Annotated in this window: 18 protein-coding genes, 1 tRNA gene and 1 pseudogene; 10 read left to right on the top strand and 10 right to left on the bottom strand. The window is 66.9% G+C overall.

Going from position 1 to position 16,596, the window contains the following annotated elements; translation table 11 throughout:
- The first annotated feature begins 132 nt into the window (after window positions 1-132).
- Window positions 133-1,404, top strand: a complete 1,272-nt coding sequence (locus tag ACTHJR_RS03645) for a dicarboxylate/amino acid:cation symporter (RefSeq protein ID WP_440521748.1) — start codon at window positions 133-135, stop codon at window positions 1,402-1,404.
- Window positions 1,405-1,437: 33 nt separating this feature from the next.
- Here ACTHJR_RS03645 and ACTHJR_RS03640 read toward each other — a convergent pair whose 3' ends face one another.
- Window positions 1,438-2,133 (bottom strand): NnrU family protein, encoded by a 696-nt coding sequence (locus tag ACTHJR_RS03640; protein ID WP_440521747.1) that lies wholly within the window; start codon window positions 2,131-2,133, stop codon window positions 1,438-1,440.
- Between the two features lie 41 nt (window positions 2,134-2,174).
- The gene (locus ACTHJR_RS03635) at window positions 2,175-3,977 is read right to left on the bottom strand and encodes a peptide MFS transporter (protein ID WP_440521745.1); all 1,803 of its coding nucleotides are present in this window, start codon (window positions 3,975-3,977) and stop codon (window positions 2,175-2,177) included.
- 147 nt (window positions 3,978-4,124) lie between these two features.
- Here ACTHJR_RS03635 and ACTHJR_RS03630 point away from each other — a divergent pair, with 147 nt between their 5' ends.
- Window positions 4,125-4,703 carry a nitroreductase family protein gene (locus ACTHJR_RS03630; RefSeq protein ID WP_440521750.1) on the top strand — a complete coding sequence of 193 codons (579 nt, stop codon included), beginning with the start codon at window positions 4,125-4,127 and terminating at the stop codon, window positions 4,701-4,703.
- A gap of 39 nt (window positions 4,704-4,742) precedes the next feature.
- A complete protein-coding gene (locus ACTHJR_RS03625) occupies window positions 4,743-5,096 on the top strand; it encodes a GntR family transcriptional regulator (RefSeq protein WP_440521744.1) in 354 nt (117 codons plus the stop codon).
- A gap of 236 nt (window positions 5,097-5,332) precedes the next feature.
- On the opposite strand, the gene ACTHJR_RS03620 is transcribed toward ACTHJR_RS03625, so the two are convergent.
- On the bottom strand, window positions 5,333-6,169 hold the full coding sequence (locus ACTHJR_RS03620; RefSeq protein WP_440521742.1) for an arylamine N-acetyltransferase family protein: 837 nt from the start codon (window positions 6,167-6,169) through the stop codon (window positions 5,333-5,335).
- Window positions 6,166-7,887: an acyl-CoA dehydrogenase gene (locus ACTHJR_RS03615; RefSeq protein ID WP_440521741.1), complete on the bottom strand. Its 1,722-nt coding sequence runs from the start codon at window positions 7,885-7,887 to the stop codon at window positions 6,166-6,168. Before ACTHJR_RS03615 ends, ACTHJR_RS03620 begins: the two co-directional genes overlap by 4 nt.
- 41 nt (window positions 7,888-7,928) lie before the next feature.
- On the opposite strand from ACTHJR_RS03615, the gene ACTHJR_RS03610 reads away from it, so the two are divergent.
- Both ACTHJR_RS03610 and aqpZ read left to right on the top strand, forming a co-directional pair.
- Window positions 7,929-8,906, top strand: coding sequence for an L-threonylcarbamoyladenylate synthase (locus ACTHJR_RS03610; protein ID WP_440521740.1), 978 nt, complete (start codon window positions 7,929-7,931; stop codon window positions 8,904-8,906).
- Between the two features lie 116 nt (window positions 8,907-9,022).
- The gene (gene aqpZ / locus ACTHJR_RS03605) at window positions 9,023-9,748 is read left to right on the top strand and encodes an aquaporin Z (RefSeq protein WP_440521738.1); all 726 of its coding nucleotides are present in this window, start codon (window positions 9,023-9,025) and stop codon (window positions 9,746-9,748) included.
- Window positions 9,749-9,875: 127 nt separating this feature from the next.
- Here aqpZ and msrA read toward each other — a convergent pair whose 3' ends face one another.
- Window positions 9,876-10,424 (bottom strand): peptide-methionine (S)-S-oxide reductase MsrA, encoded by a 549-nt coding sequence (gene msrA, locus ACTHJR_RS03600; protein WP_440521737.1) that lies wholly within the window; start codon window positions 10,422-10,424, stop codon window positions 9,876-9,878.
- Window positions 10,425-10,496: 72 nt separating this feature from the next.
- Between msrA and galE the strand changes: the two genes are divergently transcribed.
- Window positions 10,497-11,495 (top strand): UDP-glucose 4-epimerase GalE, encoded by a 999-nt coding sequence (gene galE, locus ACTHJR_RS03595; protein ID WP_440521736.1) that lies wholly within the window; start codon window positions 10,497-10,499, stop codon window positions 11,493-11,495.
- 21 nt (window positions 11,496-11,516) lie between these two features.
- Here galE and ACTHJR_RS03590 read toward each other — a convergent pair.
- Window positions 11,517-11,592: transfer RNA gene (locus tag ACTHJR_RS03590), tRNA-Lys, on the bottom strand.
- Window positions 11,593-11,702: 110 nt separating this feature from the next.
- Between ACTHJR_RS03590 and ACTHJR_RS03585 the strand changes: the two genes are divergently transcribed.
- Window positions 11,703-12,038 carry a hypothetical protein gene (locus ACTHJR_RS03585; RefSeq protein ID WP_440521734.1) on the top strand — a complete coding sequence of 112 codons (336 nt, stop codon included), beginning with the start codon at window positions 11,703-11,705 and terminating at the stop codon, window positions 12,036-12,038.
- On the opposite strand, the gene folK is transcribed toward ACTHJR_RS03585, so the two are convergent.
- Complete coding sequence (folK, locus tag ACTHJR_RS03580; protein WP_440521733.1) at window positions 12,035-12,487, bottom strand: 2-amino-4-hydroxy-6-hydroxymethyldihydropteridine diphosphokinase; 453 nt, start codon at window positions 12,485-12,487, stop codon at window positions 12,035-12,037. The genes ACTHJR_RS03585 and folK overlap by 4 nt on opposite strands.
- A gap of 26 nt (window positions 12,488-12,513) precedes the next feature.
- Between folK and ACTHJR_RS03575 the strand changes: the two genes are divergently transcribed.
- Window positions 12,514-13,170, top strand: coding sequence for a uracil-DNA glycosylase (locus ACTHJR_RS03575; RefSeq protein ID WP_440521732.1), 657 nt, complete (start codon window positions 12,514-12,516; stop codon window positions 13,168-13,170).
- Window positions 13,171-13,201: 31 nt separating this feature from the next.
- The gene (locus ACTHJR_RS03570) at window positions 13,202-13,450 is read left to right on the top strand and encodes a hypothetical protein (protein WP_440521730.1); all 249 of its coding nucleotides are present in this window, start codon (window positions 13,202-13,204) and stop codon (window positions 13,448-13,450) included.
- A 4-nt stretch (window positions 13,451-13,454) separates the two neighbouring features.
- Here the strand turns inward: ACTHJR_RS03570 and ACTHJR_RS03565 are convergent, their stop codons facing one another.
- Window positions 13,455-14,339, bottom strand: coding sequence for a sigma-70 family RNA polymerase sigma factor (locus ACTHJR_RS03565; protein ID WP_440521729.1), 885 nt, complete (start codon window positions 14,337-14,339; stop codon window positions 13,455-13,457).
- A gap of 149 nt (window positions 14,340-14,488) precedes the next feature.
- Between ACTHJR_RS03565 and ACTHJR_RS03560 the strand changes: the two genes are divergently transcribed.
- On the top strand, window positions 14,489-15,112 hold the full coding sequence (locus ACTHJR_RS03560) for a glutathione S-transferase family protein (RefSeq protein WP_440521728.1): 624 nt from the start codon (window positions 14,489-14,491) through the stop codon (window positions 15,110-15,112).
- A 45-nt stretch (window positions 15,113-15,157) separates the two neighbouring features.
- On the opposite strand, the gene ACTHJR_RS03555 is transcribed toward ACTHJR_RS03560, so the two are convergent.
- Both ACTHJR_RS03555 and aguB read right to left on the bottom strand, forming a co-directional pair.
- Entirely contained in the window at window positions 15,158-15,607 is a 450-nt protein-coding gene (locus ACTHJR_RS03555) for a DUF2231 domain-containing protein (protein WP_440521727.1), read from the bottom strand.
- Window positions 15,608-15,698: 91 nt separating this feature from the next.
- A pseudogene (gene aguB / locus ACTHJR_RS03550) lies at window positions 15,699-16,547 on the bottom strand (N-carbamoylputrescine amidase).
- Between the last annotated feature and the right edge of the window lie 49 nt (window positions 16,548-16,596).

Raw genomic sequence — 16,596 nt, 5'->3', positions numbered from 1 at the left:
GGTCATCGGCTGCATGTTGGTCAGGCCACGAATACCGTCGGTGCCGAAATATTTTCTTGCCATTCTGACCATTTCCGTCCGCTATCAGACCCGAAGGCCGCCTCTTAGCGCGACCAATGGAGAAGGGCGAGTATGAGCCAGGCGTTTCGGATTCTGGTCGCGTTGGTGGTCGGCGTGACGCTGGGGATCGTGCTCTCCAAATACGCGCCCGGCGCCGGCGCTTTCACCCTGCTGTTCACCAAGCGGATCGGCGGCGCGTGGCTGCATGGGCTGCAAATGGTCATCGTGCCCCTCGTCGTCGCGTTGCTGGTCATCGGCATCGCCGCATCCGCCGAGGCGGCGCGCGCCGGCCGAATCGCGGCACGCGCGCTGATCGCGTTCGTCGTAATCCTGTGGATCAATACGTTGATGTCGGCCTTCTTGACGCCGCTGTTGCTGAAGCTCTTCCCGCTGCCGGCCGACTGGGGTCAGGCGCTGCGGGCGTCGCTGTCGACCGCCAAGACCGCGGGCCAAGTGCCGAGCCTGGGCGATTTCTTCGACAAGATCGTGCCGACGAACATCATCGACGCCGCGGCGACCGACGCCTTCCTCCCGTTGACCGTCTTCGCGATGGTGTTCGCCTTCGCGATCACCCGGCTGGAGGAGAAGCGCCGGACGATGTTGGTCGACTTCTTCCAAGCGATCGCGGACGCGATGATCGTCGTGATCGGATGGGTGCTGGTGCTGGCGCCACTCGGCGTGTTCTGCCTTGCCTTCGGGCTGGGGATGGAGACCGGCGCCGCCGCGTTCGGCGCGCTCGCGCACTACATCGCGATCGTCTCGACGCTCGGGATTCTCGTCCTGCTGTCTGCTTACCCCCTCGCGGCGATCGGCGCGCGCGTCGGCATCGGCCGTTTCGCCCGCACCGTGCTGCCGAGCCAGATCGTTGCAATCAGCACTTCCTCGTCGCTTGCATCGCTGCCGACGATGCTGCGCTCGAGCGAGGCGATCGGCGCGCCGTCATCCGTGTCCGGCGTCGTGCTGCCGATCGCGGTCGCGGTGTTCCGGGCAACCAGCCCGGCGATGAACCTGGCAGTGGCGCTTTACGTCGCGCACCTGACCGGGACCCCAATCGGGCCCGGCCAACTCGCCGCCGGCGTGGCGACCGCCGCGATCACGACGATGGGATCGGTCTCTCTGCCGGGCACGATCAGCTATTTCGCCTCGGTCGCGCCGGTCGCGGCGGCGATGGGCGTGCCGCTTGAGGCGCTCGGCCTGCTGGTCGCGGTCGAGACGGTCCCCGACCTGTTCCGCACCCTCGGCAATGTGACGATGGACGTCGCGGTCACCGGCGTGATCGCCCGGCGCAGCGGCGCGGCGGGCGAGGACGAGACCGACAGGATGGTCGAGAGCCTGCCGGGGTGATCCTGATTCCCTCTCCTTGTGGGAGAAGGAATCTCAGCCAACCCATCTCCAAATTCCCGCCGGCATGCCGGCGAGCGGCAAATGTGCCCAGGTCGCCGCGAGCCACAGCGCGATGCCGCCGAGCGCCGGCACCACGCCAGCCGGCGTGAACTTCACCCGCCCGCCCAGGATCGCGGCGAGCGGCCAATAGCTCGTCCTGGATTCCCACGCCCGCCAGGTGTCGGGCTGCAGCCTTTCCTTCTTGCGGTCCTGCAGCGCCGACCCTACCAAAGCGAGCAGGATGATCGTCCCCGCCAGCACGATGTTCGACCAGGTCGGCATGACCAGGATGTGTGTCGCCCCCCACAGGGTGAAGCTCCACATCATCGGATGCCGCGTCACGCTGAACACGCCGCGCGGCTCGGGCGGCGCGCTTGCCGCGCGCGGCGGGCCGGGTAGCGCCGGATTGCCGAGCAGCGAGCCGACGAACATCACGCTGGCGAAGAACATGATCACTGTCCCGGTGATCCAGAGGCCGTCGCCAACCGCCCACAACGGCGCTTCGGCCGGTACCGCGCGAAACGCCAGCGCGAGCCAGACCAGCGTTACCGCCGCGACCAGCGAGTAAAGGCCCAGGAACGCCCCCTCGCCGATCGCCCCGGCGATCGGCCCGCGCAACGGATGCGACAGCAGGAAATGCGTGCCCACGAACGCGATCGCGGCCAGGATTTCCCAGTGCAACGGACTCATGGATTCTCTCCCCCGAACCGTTCGGGGGAGAGGCTATCGCTTTACTGGACGCCGTGCATCCACTTCTTGATCAGCGGCGACAGCACCAGCAGCAGGATACCGGCGCCGATCGTCAGCTCGCCGCCGGTCATGAACGTGCCGAGATAGGTATGCAGGCTGAGCTCGGGATTGGTCACCTGCCCGCCGACGGTCTTCACCGCGGCGGCCTGCGCCGCGGCGCCGGCGAGATACTCGCCGACCGAGATCGACAGGAACCACACGCCCATCATCATCCCGACGATCCGCGCGATCGACAATTTGGTGATCATCGAAAGACCGACCGGAGATATGCACAATTCGGCGATCGAGTGGAGGAAATAGGTCAGCACCAACCACCACAGCGACACCTTGAACGCGGCATTCGCCGTTCCGCCGCTCGCGGCCAGCACGACGAAGCCGAGCCCGACCAGCATCAGCGCCAGGGCGAATTTGACCTGGATCGACGGTTCGAGATTGCGTTTGGCCAGCGCCAGCCACAGCCAACTCAAGACCGGGGCGAACAGAACGACCACGATCGGGTTGAACTGCTGGGTGGTCGCCGCCGACATGTGGAAGCCGAACAAGGCGAGGTCGGTGTTGCGATCGGCGAACAGGGTCAGCGACGACGCCGCCTGTTCGAACAGCGCCCAGAAAGTCACGTTGAAGATGACGAGCAGGATGGCGGCGAACATCATCTCGCGCTCCACCTTGTCGCCGACCCGCGCGGACCAGATCGGAATGCCGATCACCGCCGCCAGGAAGATCACCAGCAGCGCCTTACCCAGGAGCGGGGTCGCCACGATATATTCCCAGATGCTGCTGCCGCTCGGTTCAGGGCTGTCGATGACGTTCGAGAAGATCATCCAGAACAGGACCACCGACGCGAGCGACAAGCCGTAGATCAGCAAGGTACGATCGGGCCCTTGCCGGACCGGCGGTTCGCCATAACCGGCCAGCCGGCCGCCTTCGAACTGGGTCATCGCCCAGGCCAGCACCAGCACCACCGAGACGCCGAGGAAGCCCGCGCCCCAGCCGAAATGATCGGCCAGGAACGGCACCGCGATCTGCCCCAGGATCGAACCGACGTTGATGCCGGCGTAAAAGATGGTGAAGCCCGCGTCGCGTCGGCGATCGCCGGTCTCGTAGAGCGAGCCCACGATGGTCGAGATGTTCGGCTTGAAGAAGCCGTTGCCGATCACGATCAGGCCGAGCGCGAACAGCAGGAAGGAGGTATGCGCCGGGCTGCCTTCCGCGCCCGCGACGAACTTGTTCGCCGCCACCGTTTCGGCGACCTGGCCCTTGCCGTCGAGCAATTGCACCGACCCGTCGGGCAGGCCGTGGATGACCAGAACCTGCCCGTTCTTCTGGATGGTCTGCGGCGCCGTGTTGGTGGCGAGCGTCGAGACGGCGGGCGCTTGCGACACCTCGTAGCGCTGGCCGTCGATCGTCGCGAACGGCTTGGCCTGCTGACCGCCGCAGCACAACATGAGATAGCCGACCGCCATTACCAGCGCACCGAACTTCACCGCGCGCTTCGATCCGAGATAGGCGTCGGCAAGGAATCCACCGACCACCGGGGTCAGGTAAACGAGGCTGAGATACCCCCCGACGATGCCGTTGGCCTGATGATCCTGGAACAGGAAATGCTTGGTCAGGTACAGCACCAGCAAGGCACGCATGCCGTAGAAGCCGAACCGCTCCCACATCTCGATGCCGAACAAGCGGCGCAATTGCACCGGGTGGCCGAGCCAGGTTTTCTTGTCCAACGGCTGGACGTGAGTGATGTCCGGCTCGCGCGGATTGTCCGCGGTCGGGGTGTCCACCATGCATTCGCTCCCTGAAGTCTTGGTCCCGCTGTCTAAAAACGCAGCGACGGATGGAATGGAGACTAGCGGCAAAGCTTGGCGAGTAAATATACGGTCGGAGATCGACTTGGCGTTGCCCGGCCCCGGTACCACCCCTAGATGGCGGCCATGTTCAACGACCGCTCCACCCCGCTTTCGCTGCTGTCGACCCGCCGCTCGGGCAAGCCGCGCGATCTCGCCGCGCCCGGCCCCGACCAGGCGCAGCTCGACCAGATCCTGGAGATCGCGGCGCGCACGCCCGACCATGGCAAGCTCGCGCCGTGGCGGTTCGTGATCGTGCCCGCGGACAAGCGCGCCGCGCTCGCGAAGGTGATCACCGACGCCTATCGCGCCGAGCGCCCGCAGGCGGCGCGGCTGGAGATCGAGGCGCTCGAGCAATTCGCCACCCAGGCGCCGGCCTTGGTCGTGGTGCTGTCCTCGCCCAAGGTCGAGAGCCACATTCCGTTATGGGAGCAGCAATTGTCGGCCGGCGCCGCGGGCATGAACTTGCTCCACGCCGCGCACGCGCTGGGATTCGCCGGCGGCTGGCTGACCGGCTGGTCGGCCTATTCGGACGCGGTGCGTGATGCGTTCGGCGCGGAACCGGAACGGGTCGCCGGGTTCATTTTCCTGGGCACGCCGGGAAAGCAATTAGAGGAAAGGCCGCGCCCCGACCTGAAAAAGATTATTTCAATTTGGCAAGGCTAATTGACTGGACTCTCTTGCCCATTGCTGTATTAATGCAGCATGGCACTGAGCAACGACGATAGCCCGGTCTATATCCGGTTGAGGGGGACGATCGCTGCGGGGATCCTGCGCGGCGAATATCGCGCGGGCGACCAATTGCCGTCGGTCCGCGCACTGGCCGCCGAGCATGGCGCCAACCCGCTGACGGTGGCCAAGGCCTATCAGAGCTTCCAGGACGACGGTTATGTCGAGGTCCGGCGCGGCGTCGGCATGTTCGTCCTGCCCGGCGCGGCGGAAAAGCTGCGCATCGCCGAACGCAATCGCTTCGTGACCCAGCAATGGCCGCGGATCGCCGATTATATCGACCTGCTCGGCCTCGACGTCACCGACCTGCTCGAACGCGAACGCGCCTGATCCTCCTCTGTCGACGTTGATCAGAGCGTCCGGACTGTGATTGATTTCACGCTAAGGCGCTAAGGCGCGAAGAGGTTTCGCGCAGAGCCGCGGAGCACGCAGAGATAATTGAGCCTCGTGAAGCGAGGCTCTCGATAAAGTTCGTATTCCATCTTTTCAGTGCTGAGGCGGAAAACGCCTCCGCGCCTCTGCGCGAACCAAAATCTTCTTTGCGCCTTAGCGCCTTCGCGTGAAAATCAATCAGGGCTCGCCGCGCCGAACAAGCCCAGCCGGACGACGTCTTCCTCGGTCAGGTCGATCCCGAACAGCAAGCTTAACCGCATGCGATAGACGCGCGGGTCGTCGATCGTGCCGAGCGACTCCTCGCCGGCCGAATGACGGCGATAGTCGCGGTCGGTCAGCGCGGCGAAGCCGTGCGGCAGGACGATGCTGACCACCACCAGGTCCGTGAAGCGCGTGCCCGGCGCGGTCGCGGTCCAATGGTTGGACATCACCAGGTCGATCTGCGGCACCTCATCCAGGGTGAAGCTGAATTGCTCGACCCAGCCTTCGTCCGCCGCGCGGCCGTCGGTCGTCGCAGGACTGCCGTTGCGCGCCAGCACCCAGCCGCGCGCGTCCTGGCTCAGCCGGAACAACGCCCCGTCCGGCGCGGTCGCTTCCGCGCCGTCGATCAGCGGCATGACCGGCGAATAGCTGCCGCCGAACCCGGCGTCGGCGAGCCACTCCTGCCCGCCGATCGTCGCCAGCAGCACCATATGCGTGCGCCCTGGCGTCGCGGTGGCGCCGAACCAGACGCGCGCGAGCAGCGGCCGCACGGTGAAGCCGAGTTCGGTCAACGCATCGCAGAACAGCCGGTTCTGCTCGAAGCAATAGCCGCCGCGCCGCCGCGTCACCAGCTTGGCGAACACCGAGTCGCTGTCGATCGCGATGCCGCGGCCGAGCCGGATATCGAGATTCTCGAACGGGATCGCCAGGCGATGCGCGCGCTGTACCGCGGCCAGTCCCTCGACGTCGCAGGCCGGGCGCTCGGCGAGCCGGATGCGCTCGAAATAGGCGTCGAGGTCGAAACTCATGCCGCGAACAGCTCCGCCGGCAGTTCGTACAGCCCCGCCGCCGGGGCGGTCGCCGCCGCATGCAGCCCGAGCGCCTCGGGCACGATCTGCGCGACGTAGAAGCCGCACACCGCGCGCTTCATCCGCAGGAAATCGTCGCCGCCCTCTTCGGCCGCCGCGCGCCCCTGGCGCTCCATCAGCCAGCCGCACACCGCGACCGACAACATGGTCAGGAACGGATAGCTCGCGGCGAGGCGATCGTCGGCATCGGCCGTCGCCAGCCGCCTTCCGACCTCGTCGCAGGCGTCGATCAGCATGCGCAGCGCCGAATCCTCGGCCTCGGCGCGCATGTCGGCGATCAGCGTCGCGAACGCCGCGCCATTCGACAAGCCGAGCTTGCGCCCGACCAGATCGGCGGCCTGGATGCCGTTGGTGCCCTCGTAGATCGGGGTGATGCGCGCATCGCGGAAGAACTGCGCGGCGCCGGTCTCCTCGATATAGCCCATGCCGCCATGGACCTGCACGCCGAGCGAAGCGACTTCGTTGCCGAGATCGGTGCCGTGCGCCTTGGCCAGCGGGGTCAGGATCTCGAGCCGGTCCCTGGCCGCCTCGTCGCCCATCCCCGCGCGGTCGACTTGCGTCGAGGCGAGATAGACGAGCGCGCGCGCCGCCTGGGTCTGCGCCTTCATCCGCATCAGCATGCGGCGGACGTCGGGATGCTCGATGATCGCGACCGGGCTCTTGTCGGCCGAGCCGGCGCGCGCCGACTGGATGCGTTCGCGAGCGTATTCGACCGCCTTTTGCGTCGCCGCCTCGGCGACCTGCACGCCCTGCAGGCCGACATTGAGGCGCGCGTTGTTCATCATCGTGAACATCGCGCGCATGCCGCCATTCTCGGGGCCGATCAGCTCGCCGATGCAATCCCCATTGTCGCCGAACGACAGCACGCAGGTCGGCGAGGCATGCAGTCCCATCTTGTGCTCGATCGACACGACGCGGACGTCGTTGAACGCGCCGGGCTTGCCGTCGGCGTCGAGCCGGTATTTCGGCACCAGGAACAGCGAGATGCCGCGTGTTCCCTCCGGCGCGCCGGGGGTGCGGGCGAGGACGAGATGGACGATGTTGTCGGCCATGTCGTGATCGCCGAACGAGATGAAGATCTTGGTGCCCGAGATCTTCCACTTGCCGTCACCGGCAGGCTCGGCGCGGGCGCGGAGCGCGCCGACGTCGGAGCCGGCCTGCGGCTCGGTCAGGTTCATCGTGCCGGTCCATTCCCCGGTCGCGAGATGCGGCAGATAGGCCGCCTGCTGCTCGGGCGTGCCGTGGTGGAGCAATGCCTCGATCGCGCCCACCGTCAGGGTCGGCGCCAGCGCGAAGCCCATGTTGGCGCCGCCCAGCGTCTCGAGCACCGCGCTCGCCAGCACGAAGGGCAGACCCTGGCCGCCGAAATCGCCGGGCGCGCCGATCGTGCCCCAGCCGCCCTCGACATAGGCCTTGTACGCTTCCGGATAGCCGGCCGGCATCTTGACGCCCTCTGGAGTCCATTTGGGACCGTCGGTGTCGCCTTCGCGCGCGAGCGGCGCCCATTCGCCGGCGGCGAACTGGCCCGCACCTTCGAGCACGGCATCGACCAGATCGGGAGTCGCGTCGGCGAACCGCTCGGTCGCGGCGAGATCGGCCAGCTGGGCAACGTGATCCAGGACGAAACGCTGCTCACGCACGGCGGGATTGAAGGGCATTCGGCTTCCTCTCCTGATCCGACGCGCTATAGCCGCCCGCGATGGCCGCGCAACTGACCCGCACTTTACCCTATGGAACCGAGGCTATCGCCGAAGCCGCGGGCTTGATCCGCGACGGCGCCTGCGTCGCGGTGCCGACCGAGACGGTCTATGGCCTGGCCGCCGACGCGACCAACGCCGCCGCGGTCACCTCGGTCTATGAAGCCAAGGGCCGGCCGAGCTTCAATCCGCTGATCGTCCACGTCCCCGACATCGCCGAGGCGCGGCGAATCGCTGCGTTCGACCGTCGCGCCGACGTGCTCGCCGCTGCCTTCTGGCCGGGACCGCTGACCCTGGTGCTGCCGCTCAAGCCGTCGGCGCATATCGCCTCTTTGGTCACCGCCGGGCTCGAGACGATCGCGATCCGCGTGCCGCAGCACCGCGCGATGCGGGCGCTGCTCGAAGCGAGCGGACGCCCGCTCGCCGCGCCCTCGGCCAATGCCTCGGGCTCGATCAGCCCGACTCGCGCCGAACATGTCCTCGCCAGCCTCGACGGGCGTATCCCGCTGATCCTCGACGACGGGCCGACCAGCCAGGGGATCGAATCGACCATCGTGCGCGAAGTGTTCGGCATGACGCGCATCCTGCGCCACGGCCCGGTGACGATCGACCAAGTGCGCGCCACGATCACCCGGCCGGGCGTGAAGCTCGACCGTTTCGATCCCGGCGAAGGCGAGAGCCAGCCCGAGCAGATCGAGTCGCCCGGCCAGTTGCTCGCGCACTACGCCCCGCGCAAGCCGCTCAGGATCGACGCGCCGCGCCCGGCCGAGGACGAATGGATGATCGGATTCGGCAAGACCGGCGGCGACGACAACCTCTCGCCGCGCGGCGACCTGGCCGAGGCCGCCGCCAAATTGTTCGACGCGCTGCATCGCGGCGACGGCTCGCCGCAGCCGAAGATCGCGATCGCGCCGGTGCCCAACGACGGGATTGGCGTCGCGATCAACGACCGGCTACGCCGGGCATCGCATCGGGAATGACTGCAATACAGGCCGTTACGTCTTTACACTCCCGAAACGACGTATAGTCTCCGCCGCCATCGGGCCGTCCCCGGCACTCGTTCCGTAACCGACGGCGCGACCAAGGAGAGGGGCGTATGACGAACATCCAACGCGGACTCGCCGAGCTCATCGGCACTTTCTGGCTCGTGTTCGGCGGCTGCGGCGCGGCGGTCCTGGCGTGCAATTTCCCAGCGGCCGGCATCGGCTTCGCCGGCGTCGCCTTGGCATTCGGCCTGACCGTGCTGACCATGGCCTATACGATCGGCCACATTTCGGGCTGCCATCTCAATCCCGCGGTGACGCTCGGCCTGTGGGCGGGCGGGCGCTTTCCCGGCAAGGACATCCCGCTCTACGTCATCGCCCAAGTGCTGGGCGCGGTGATCGCGGCGTTTCTGCTCTATTTCATCGCCTCGGGACAGGCGGGGTGGGAAGCCGGCACGTTCGCCGCCAACGGTTTCGGCGAGCATTCTCCGGGCCATTATTCGCTGGTCGCGGGGGTGACGATGGAGATCGTCATGACCGGCTTCTTCCTGATCGTGATCATGGGCGCGACCGATACGCGTGCGCCCGCCGGCTTCGCGCCGATCGCGATCGGCCTAGCGCTGACGCTGATCCATCTCGTATCGATCCCGGTGACCAACACGTCGGTCAATCCCGCGCGCTCGACCGGCCAGGCTCTGGTCATCGGCGGCTGGGCGATCGAGCAGCTCTGGGTGTTCTGGGTCGCGCCGCTGATCGGCGGTATCCTGGGTGGGGTAATCTACAAGACGCTCGGCGCCGATGCGACCAAGCGGCCACCGGTGGAAGGCGAGGCGCTTTAGTAAATAGGCTGCCCTTTCTCTCCCCTCCCGCTTGCGGGAGGGGTCGGGGGAGGGCTTGTCACAATTAGCTGGGAGGAAACATGCCCTCCCCTAACCCCTCCCGCAAGCGGGAGGGGAAGTTGTTGACTTACGCCGTCGCCGCTTCCGCCTTCGACCGCGCGGCGAAGCTCTTGCGGAGCTTCTTGAGCTTGGGCGGGATGACCGCCAGGCAATAGGGATTACGCTGGCCTTCGCCGTCCCAATATTCCTGGTGATAATCCTCGGCTGGGTACCAGGCGCCGAGCGGCTCGATCGTCGTCACGATCGGGTCGGGCCAATTGGCCGCATTGCGCGCGATCGCCGCTTTGGCCTCTTCCTCCTGCGCCGCATCGTGCGGGAAGATCGCCGAGCGATATTGCGTACCGACGTCGTTGCCCTGGCGATTGAGCGTGGTCGGGTCGTGCGTCGCGAAGAAGATGTCGAGCAGGTCGGCGTAAGAGATTTGCGTGGGATCGAAGCCGATGCGGATCGCCTCGGCATGGCCGGTATTGCCGCTGCACACTTGCTTGTAGGTCGGGTCGGCGGCGGTGCCGCCGGTATAGCCGCTTTCGACGCTCTCGACGCCGATCACGTCGTTATACACCGCCTCGGTGCACCAGAAGCAGCCGCCGGCGAGAGTCGCATAGTCGAGGGACATTTTCGTCACTCCCTTTTCAAATTGGGTCGAACATAGGTACGGGCGAGGCAACCACAAAGAGGCAGCGACACAATGAGCAAGGGCAAGGTGCTGGTCACGGGCGGCGCGGGCTATATCGGCAGCCACGCGGTGCTGGCGCTGCTCGATTCGGGCTGGGACGTGGTGGTGGTCGACAACCTGGTCACCGGGTTCGACTGGGCGGTCGACCCGCGCGCCACCCTGGTCGTCGCCAATATCGAGGACGACGCCAAGGTCCGCGCGGCGATGCGCGAGCATGAAGTCCTCGCTGTCATGCATTTCGCCGGATCGGTGGTGGTGCCCGAATCGGTCGAGAACCCGCTCAAATATTACCGCAACAACACCGTCGCGAGCCGCGCGCTGATCGAGAGCGCGGTGGTCAGCGGCGTGAAGCATTTCATCTTCAGCTCGACCGCGGCGACCTATGGTACGCCCGAGCGCGTGCCGGTGGCGGAGGACGATCCCAAGCTGCCGATCAATCCTTACGGCATGTCCAAGCTGATGACCGAGGCGATGCTGAGGGACGTCGCCGCCGCGCATCCGATCAATTATTGCGCGCTGCGCTATTTCAACGTCGCCGGCGCCGATCCGCAGAGCCGGTCGGGCCAGTCGACCGCCGGTGCCACCCATCTGATCAAGGTCGCGGTCGAGGCGGCGACCGGCAAGCGCGACCATGTCGGCGTGTTCGGGACCGATTTCCCGACCGCCGACGGCACCGGGGTGCGCGACTATATCCATGTCAGCGATCTCGCTGCCGCGCACGTCCACGCGCTCGACCGGCTGATCGCTGAGCCCGGTGAGAGCCTGACGATGAACGCGGGGTACGGGCACGGCTATTCGGTGCTGCAGGTATTGGACGCGGTCGACCGGGTGACCAATCATGAGGTCAAGCGCGTGCTGCAGGGCAGGCGCGCGGGCGATCCGGCGGAATTGGTGTCGGACAACCGCCGCATCCTAACGACCTTGCCGTGGCGGCCGCAATACGATGACCTGGACCGCATCGTGCGCGACGCGCTGGCGTGGGAGCGAAAGCTGGCGGAACGGGCGGGGTAATCGACGGCCCCGTGGAAATGCTGGTGGGTCCGCCGGGATTCGAACCCGGGACCTCTCGATTAAAAGTCGCTTGCTCTACCGACTGAGCTACGGACCCCAGCGTCGCGGCGCTTAGGGGGCGGGGCGCGCCGGGTCAACCGTCGCCGGCGCTTGGCTTTGCGCCACCGAGCGGTTAGCGATACGACTATCGACGGCTAAGGGGGGGAAATGATGGCCACCGATCCCAATCAGATGCGTTCGCCCGAAAACCATGTTCACTATTACGCGCCGTCACCGGTCGCCGCGTCGGGCGCCGCCACGGCATCGCTGGTGCTCGGCATCATCGCGCTGGTCTGTTCGATCATCCCGATCATCGGCCTGATTTCGTGGCTGCTCGCACCGGCGGCAATATTCACCAGCCTGTTCGGGCTCAACAACCCGGTCAACAAGGGCTCGGCGATCGGTGGATTGATCACCGGGATCATCGCCTTCGTCATCTGCATCGGCTGGGTGTTGCTGGTCGCCGGGTCGGCCGCCTCGCTCGGCTCCGCGCGGCACTTCTAAAGTCGGGCCTCCAACTGACGGACGCTGAGCCCGGTCAGCGGGTCGCGCCAGTCGGGCACGATCGCCGCAAGCGGCGCGAGTACGAAGGCGCGGCGGCGGAATTCGGGATGCGGCACGGTCAGCCCATCGCTCGCCCAGGCGCCGCCTGACCACAGCACGATGTCGAGGTCGATCACGCGATCGCTCCAGCGTTGCGCGCGCCGCCGGCCGAAATCCGCCTCGATCATCTTCAATCGCGCGAGCAAGTCGGGCGGCGCCTCGTCGCTCTCGATCAATGCCGCCGCGTTGACGAAGCACCGCCGCGCCGGACCCAGCGGCGGCGTGACGAAGAAAGGCGACGTCGCGACGACATCGCCGATCGCCGCCAGCGCGGCGCGCACCTCGTCGGCCGGCCCGCCGTGGCGGCCGCGCCGGTTCGAGCCCAGAGCGATGACATAGCTGGACGTCATGACGCCGGCCGGCCTACCCCAGACGCATGGACTTTGCACCCGGCTCGATCCCCGACACCGAACCGCCGCACGATTGCCCGCGCTGCCCGCGGCTGGTCGCCTTGCGCGAGCAATTGCGCGACGAGCATCCCGATTGGTGGAACGCGCCGGTCCCCATGTTCGGCGACCCGCAGGGCTGGCTGTGCATCGTCGGGCTGGCGCCGGGCAGGCAGGGTGCCAATCGCACCGGGCGGCCGTTCACCGGCGATTATGCCGGCGACCTGCTGTTCGCGACGCTGGCCAAGTTCGGCTTTACCCGAGGCACCTATGCGTCGCACCCCGACGACGGCCTGGCGCTCGACGGCGCGATCATCTGCAACGCGGTCAAATGCCTGCCGCCCGAGAACAAGCCGACGCCCGAGGAGATCCGCAATTGCCGGCCGTTCCTCGGCGGCCAGGTCGACGTCCTGCCCAACGCACGCGTCTTCGTCGCGCTCGGTCAGATCGCGCATCAATCCGCCGTCAAGGTGCTGGGCGGCAAGCTACCCAAATGCCGCTTCGCGCATCTCGCCGAACATCGCGTGCCCGACGGCCGGATGCTGATCGATAGCTATCATTGCTCGCGCTACAACACCAACACCGGCCGGCTGACCGCCGACATGTTCGAAGCGGTGTTCGCGCGGGCGATCGAGTTGCGCGGTTGAACTTCATCGCCGATCGGCGGTTGTTTCGCGCATGACCCACGAACCGCCCGTCCCGCCCGACAATCAGTCGCCCTATCCGATCGCCGAGCCGCCGCACGAGCACCCGGCGCCGCTGCCGCCCGTCATCCCGTCGGCAGAACGTGCAGACCCGCCACGCGCCTTGCTGATCGGCGGCGCCATCGCCGCGGCCGGTCTGGCGGCGATCGGCGGGCTCGCCGCCGTGTTGCTCCGCCGGCGTAGCGGAAGATCGAGCCCCGCGAAGCGCGGCCGGAAGCGCTAGCCGTTCAGCCGCTTGCACCGATCGGCAACGAGATGACGGCGTCGCGCAGCACGTAGCGCGCGTGATAGAAATCGCGCAGCCGGACGATCCGCCCGTCCGCCCAGTCGATCGCGATGAGACCGGTCGGCGGGCCGCCCGGCGCCGCCGGATCGCGCACGATCGCCACCGCGCGCCCCTCGACCAGGCCGACCGACAAATGCCAGGACGTCATTTCGGTATAGCGGCTGAAATAGGTCTCGAACGCCGCGCGGCCGCGCTCCATCCGTGCCACCAGCTCGAAACGCACGTCGTCGGCCAGCATGCCGCGAATGGCGTCGAAATCGCGCGCGTTGAAACGGTCGACATAGGCCTGGAGCCGTAGCAGCTCGCCCGGATCGGGGGGCCGCGCGGGCCGCGGCTCGTCGGCGGCCAACCGCAGCCGCGCCCGGCCGCGATGCAAGGCCGCCTTGGTCGCCGCCAGCGTTGTGTCGAGAATGCCGGCCGCTTCCTCGTTCGAATAGCCCAGTACGTCCTTCAGAATGACCGTCCCGCGTTGCAACGGCGGCAGCCGCATGAAGACGGACAAGGCTGCCCCCGCCGCGAACCGGCGCGCCGCTTCTTCTCCGTCGGTCACCATGTCGTCTTCCTGAATTTCCTGCTCGCCCGCCCGCCTGGCGCGCGACCGTAGGTGGTCGATCGCGACATTGTGCGCGATGCGGAACAGCCAGGCGCTGGCATCGCCCTCGGGCGGCGCGCGATCGAGCGCCGCCATCGCTCGCGCGATCGCATCATGGACGACATCCTCGCCATCGAGCACCGAGCCCAGCATTCGCGCCGCATAGCGATGCAGCGCCGGGCGCAGCTCGATCACCAATGCCTCGATGCCTGCCCGATCGTTGCCGTCCGCCATGTCCCTCGCGCTTCCATCGTTGTTCCTATCGGGAAAGACGATGGCGGACCGGAAAAAGATTCGGTGCGGCGAATCCTTTTTCGTCTCGCCTCGGTCCTTGGCGTCGGAGGGATGGCGCTGGGCCGCCCTCGCCCGACGGAGCATTGTCCATGCAACTCTATGCACTCACCCAATCGATGAATTCGCGCAAAGTGCTCGCGCTGATCCATCATCTCGGCCTGCCGGTCGACATCCTCGCCATGACGGTCGCGCAGGTCCAGTCCGACGATTACGCCGCGATCAATCCCAATCGCCTGGCGCCGACCCTGGTCGATGGCGATTTCATCCTGTGGGAATCGAACGCGATCGGCCTCTATCTGGCCGAGGGTAGCACGATGATCCCGGGCGAGCGCCGCCAGCGGCTCGACATGCTGCGCTGGCTGCAGTGGGAAGGCGTGCACTATAACCGCGCGCTCGGCACCATCTTCTTCGAAACGGTGGTGCGCCCGCAACTCGGCTGGGGCGAGCCCAACGGGGCGCTGGTCGACGACGCGCTCCAGCAAGCAAAGCGCTTCCTTCCGGTGATCGAGGCCCATCTGACGCACCGCGAGTTCATGCTGGGCGACCGGCTGAGCTTCGCCGATTTCGCGATCGCCTCGGCCGAGCCCTATCGCGAAGCGCTGCCGATCGATTTCGGCGCCTATCCCAACCTTCAGCGCTTCTACGACACGATCGCGCGCTTGCCGGCATGGCAGAAAGCGCTGCGCAAGGCGCCGGTCGCCATCGCCGCCTGACCCTCGGGCCGGGCGTCGCCCGCGCGGCGGCGCCCAGCCGACGTTCTAGTCGGCCACGCCGACATGGTCGCGATAGACCATCTCCCACCCGCGCCAGCCGGTATAGAGCAGGATCAGGGTGACGACCGCCGACAGCACCAGCCCGACCGGGACGACGAAGCCGTCGCCATGCGCGAACCGCTGCCAGAGATTGACCAATTCGATCAGCACTGCGGTGACGTTGCCGATCATATGATGCCACGCCGCGGGTAGCGCGCGGATCCGGGGGCCGCTCAGGAAATCGGTCAGGCCGGCGAGCGCCGCCAGCGCCGCCATGACGAGACCGGCGCCCAGCAGCCATCGCCCCGCCGTCGACCAGAACGGATCGCCGGTGCGGCTGAAGACGATGTCGACGACGAGCGTTCCGACGAAGAACGCGATCGGGAACGGGATCAGCATCGGGTGGATCGGATGACCGGCGATCTTCGCGGTCGATCGGGGATTGAACGTGTCCATGCAAACCTCCTCGGGTTGCGACACGGTAAGAACCCCTGCCGTTCCGGGTCAGTTCCGATTCCGCCCGACATCCCCGGGACGGAAAATCGGTTCAGATGTCCTGCACCAGCCGCCCGTACAATTCCGGGCGGCGGTCGCGGAAGAAACCAAAGGCGGCGCGGTGGCGCTTGACTCGGTCGAGGTCGAGCGTCGCGGTAATCACACCTTCTTCCTCGCGGTCCAGTTCGGCGAGGATGTCGCCGCGCTCGTCGGTGATGAAGCTGGTGCCGTAGAAGGTCTGGCCGTGCTCGGTGCCGACACGATTGGCCGCGACCACCGGCACGACGTTGGACACCGCATGCCCCACCATCGCGCGCCGCCACAGCCGCGCGGTGTCGAGCCCCTCGTCATGCGGCTCGCTGCCGATCGCGGTCGGGTAGAACAGGATCTCCGCGCCCATCAGCATCATCGCGCGCGCGGTTTCGGGATACCATTGGTCCCAGCACACCCCGACACCGAGCTTGGCCTGGGGCCCGTCCCACACCTTGAAGCCGGTATTGCCGGGGCGGAACTAGAATTTCTCCTCATAGCCCGGGCCGTCGGGGATATGGCTCTTGCGATAGACGCCGGCGACCTTGCCGTCCGGGTTCACCATCGCCAGGCTGTTGTAATGATGCGGTCCGTCGGCTTCGAAGAAGCTGGTCGGGATCCACACCTTGAGCTCGGCGGCAAGCGCCCGCATTGCCTGGACCGCGCGATGCTCGGCGGTCGGCCTGGCGTTGGCGAACAGCCCTTCGTCCTCGACCCGGCAGAAATATTCGCCCTCGAACAATTCGGGCGGCAGGATGACTTGCGCGCCCTTCGCCGCCGCTTCGCGCACCAGGCGCGAGACATTGGCGATGTTCGCCTCGATATCGTCGGAGAAAGCGAGCTGGAGCGCTGCAACGCTGATCTGGGTCATGACCTCTGCCATAGCGGGGAAGGCGTGAAAGTGGCAGTCCCTGTCGCTC

Origin of the sequence: Sphingomonas sp., assembly GCF_051962185.1 — a bacterium.
In the GTDB taxonomy this organism is placed as follows: domain Bacteria; phylum Pseudomonadota; class Alphaproteobacteria; order Sphingomonadales; family Sphingomonadaceae; genus Sphingomonas.
This window is presented reverse-complemented; position numbering and strand designations above follow the sequence as displayed.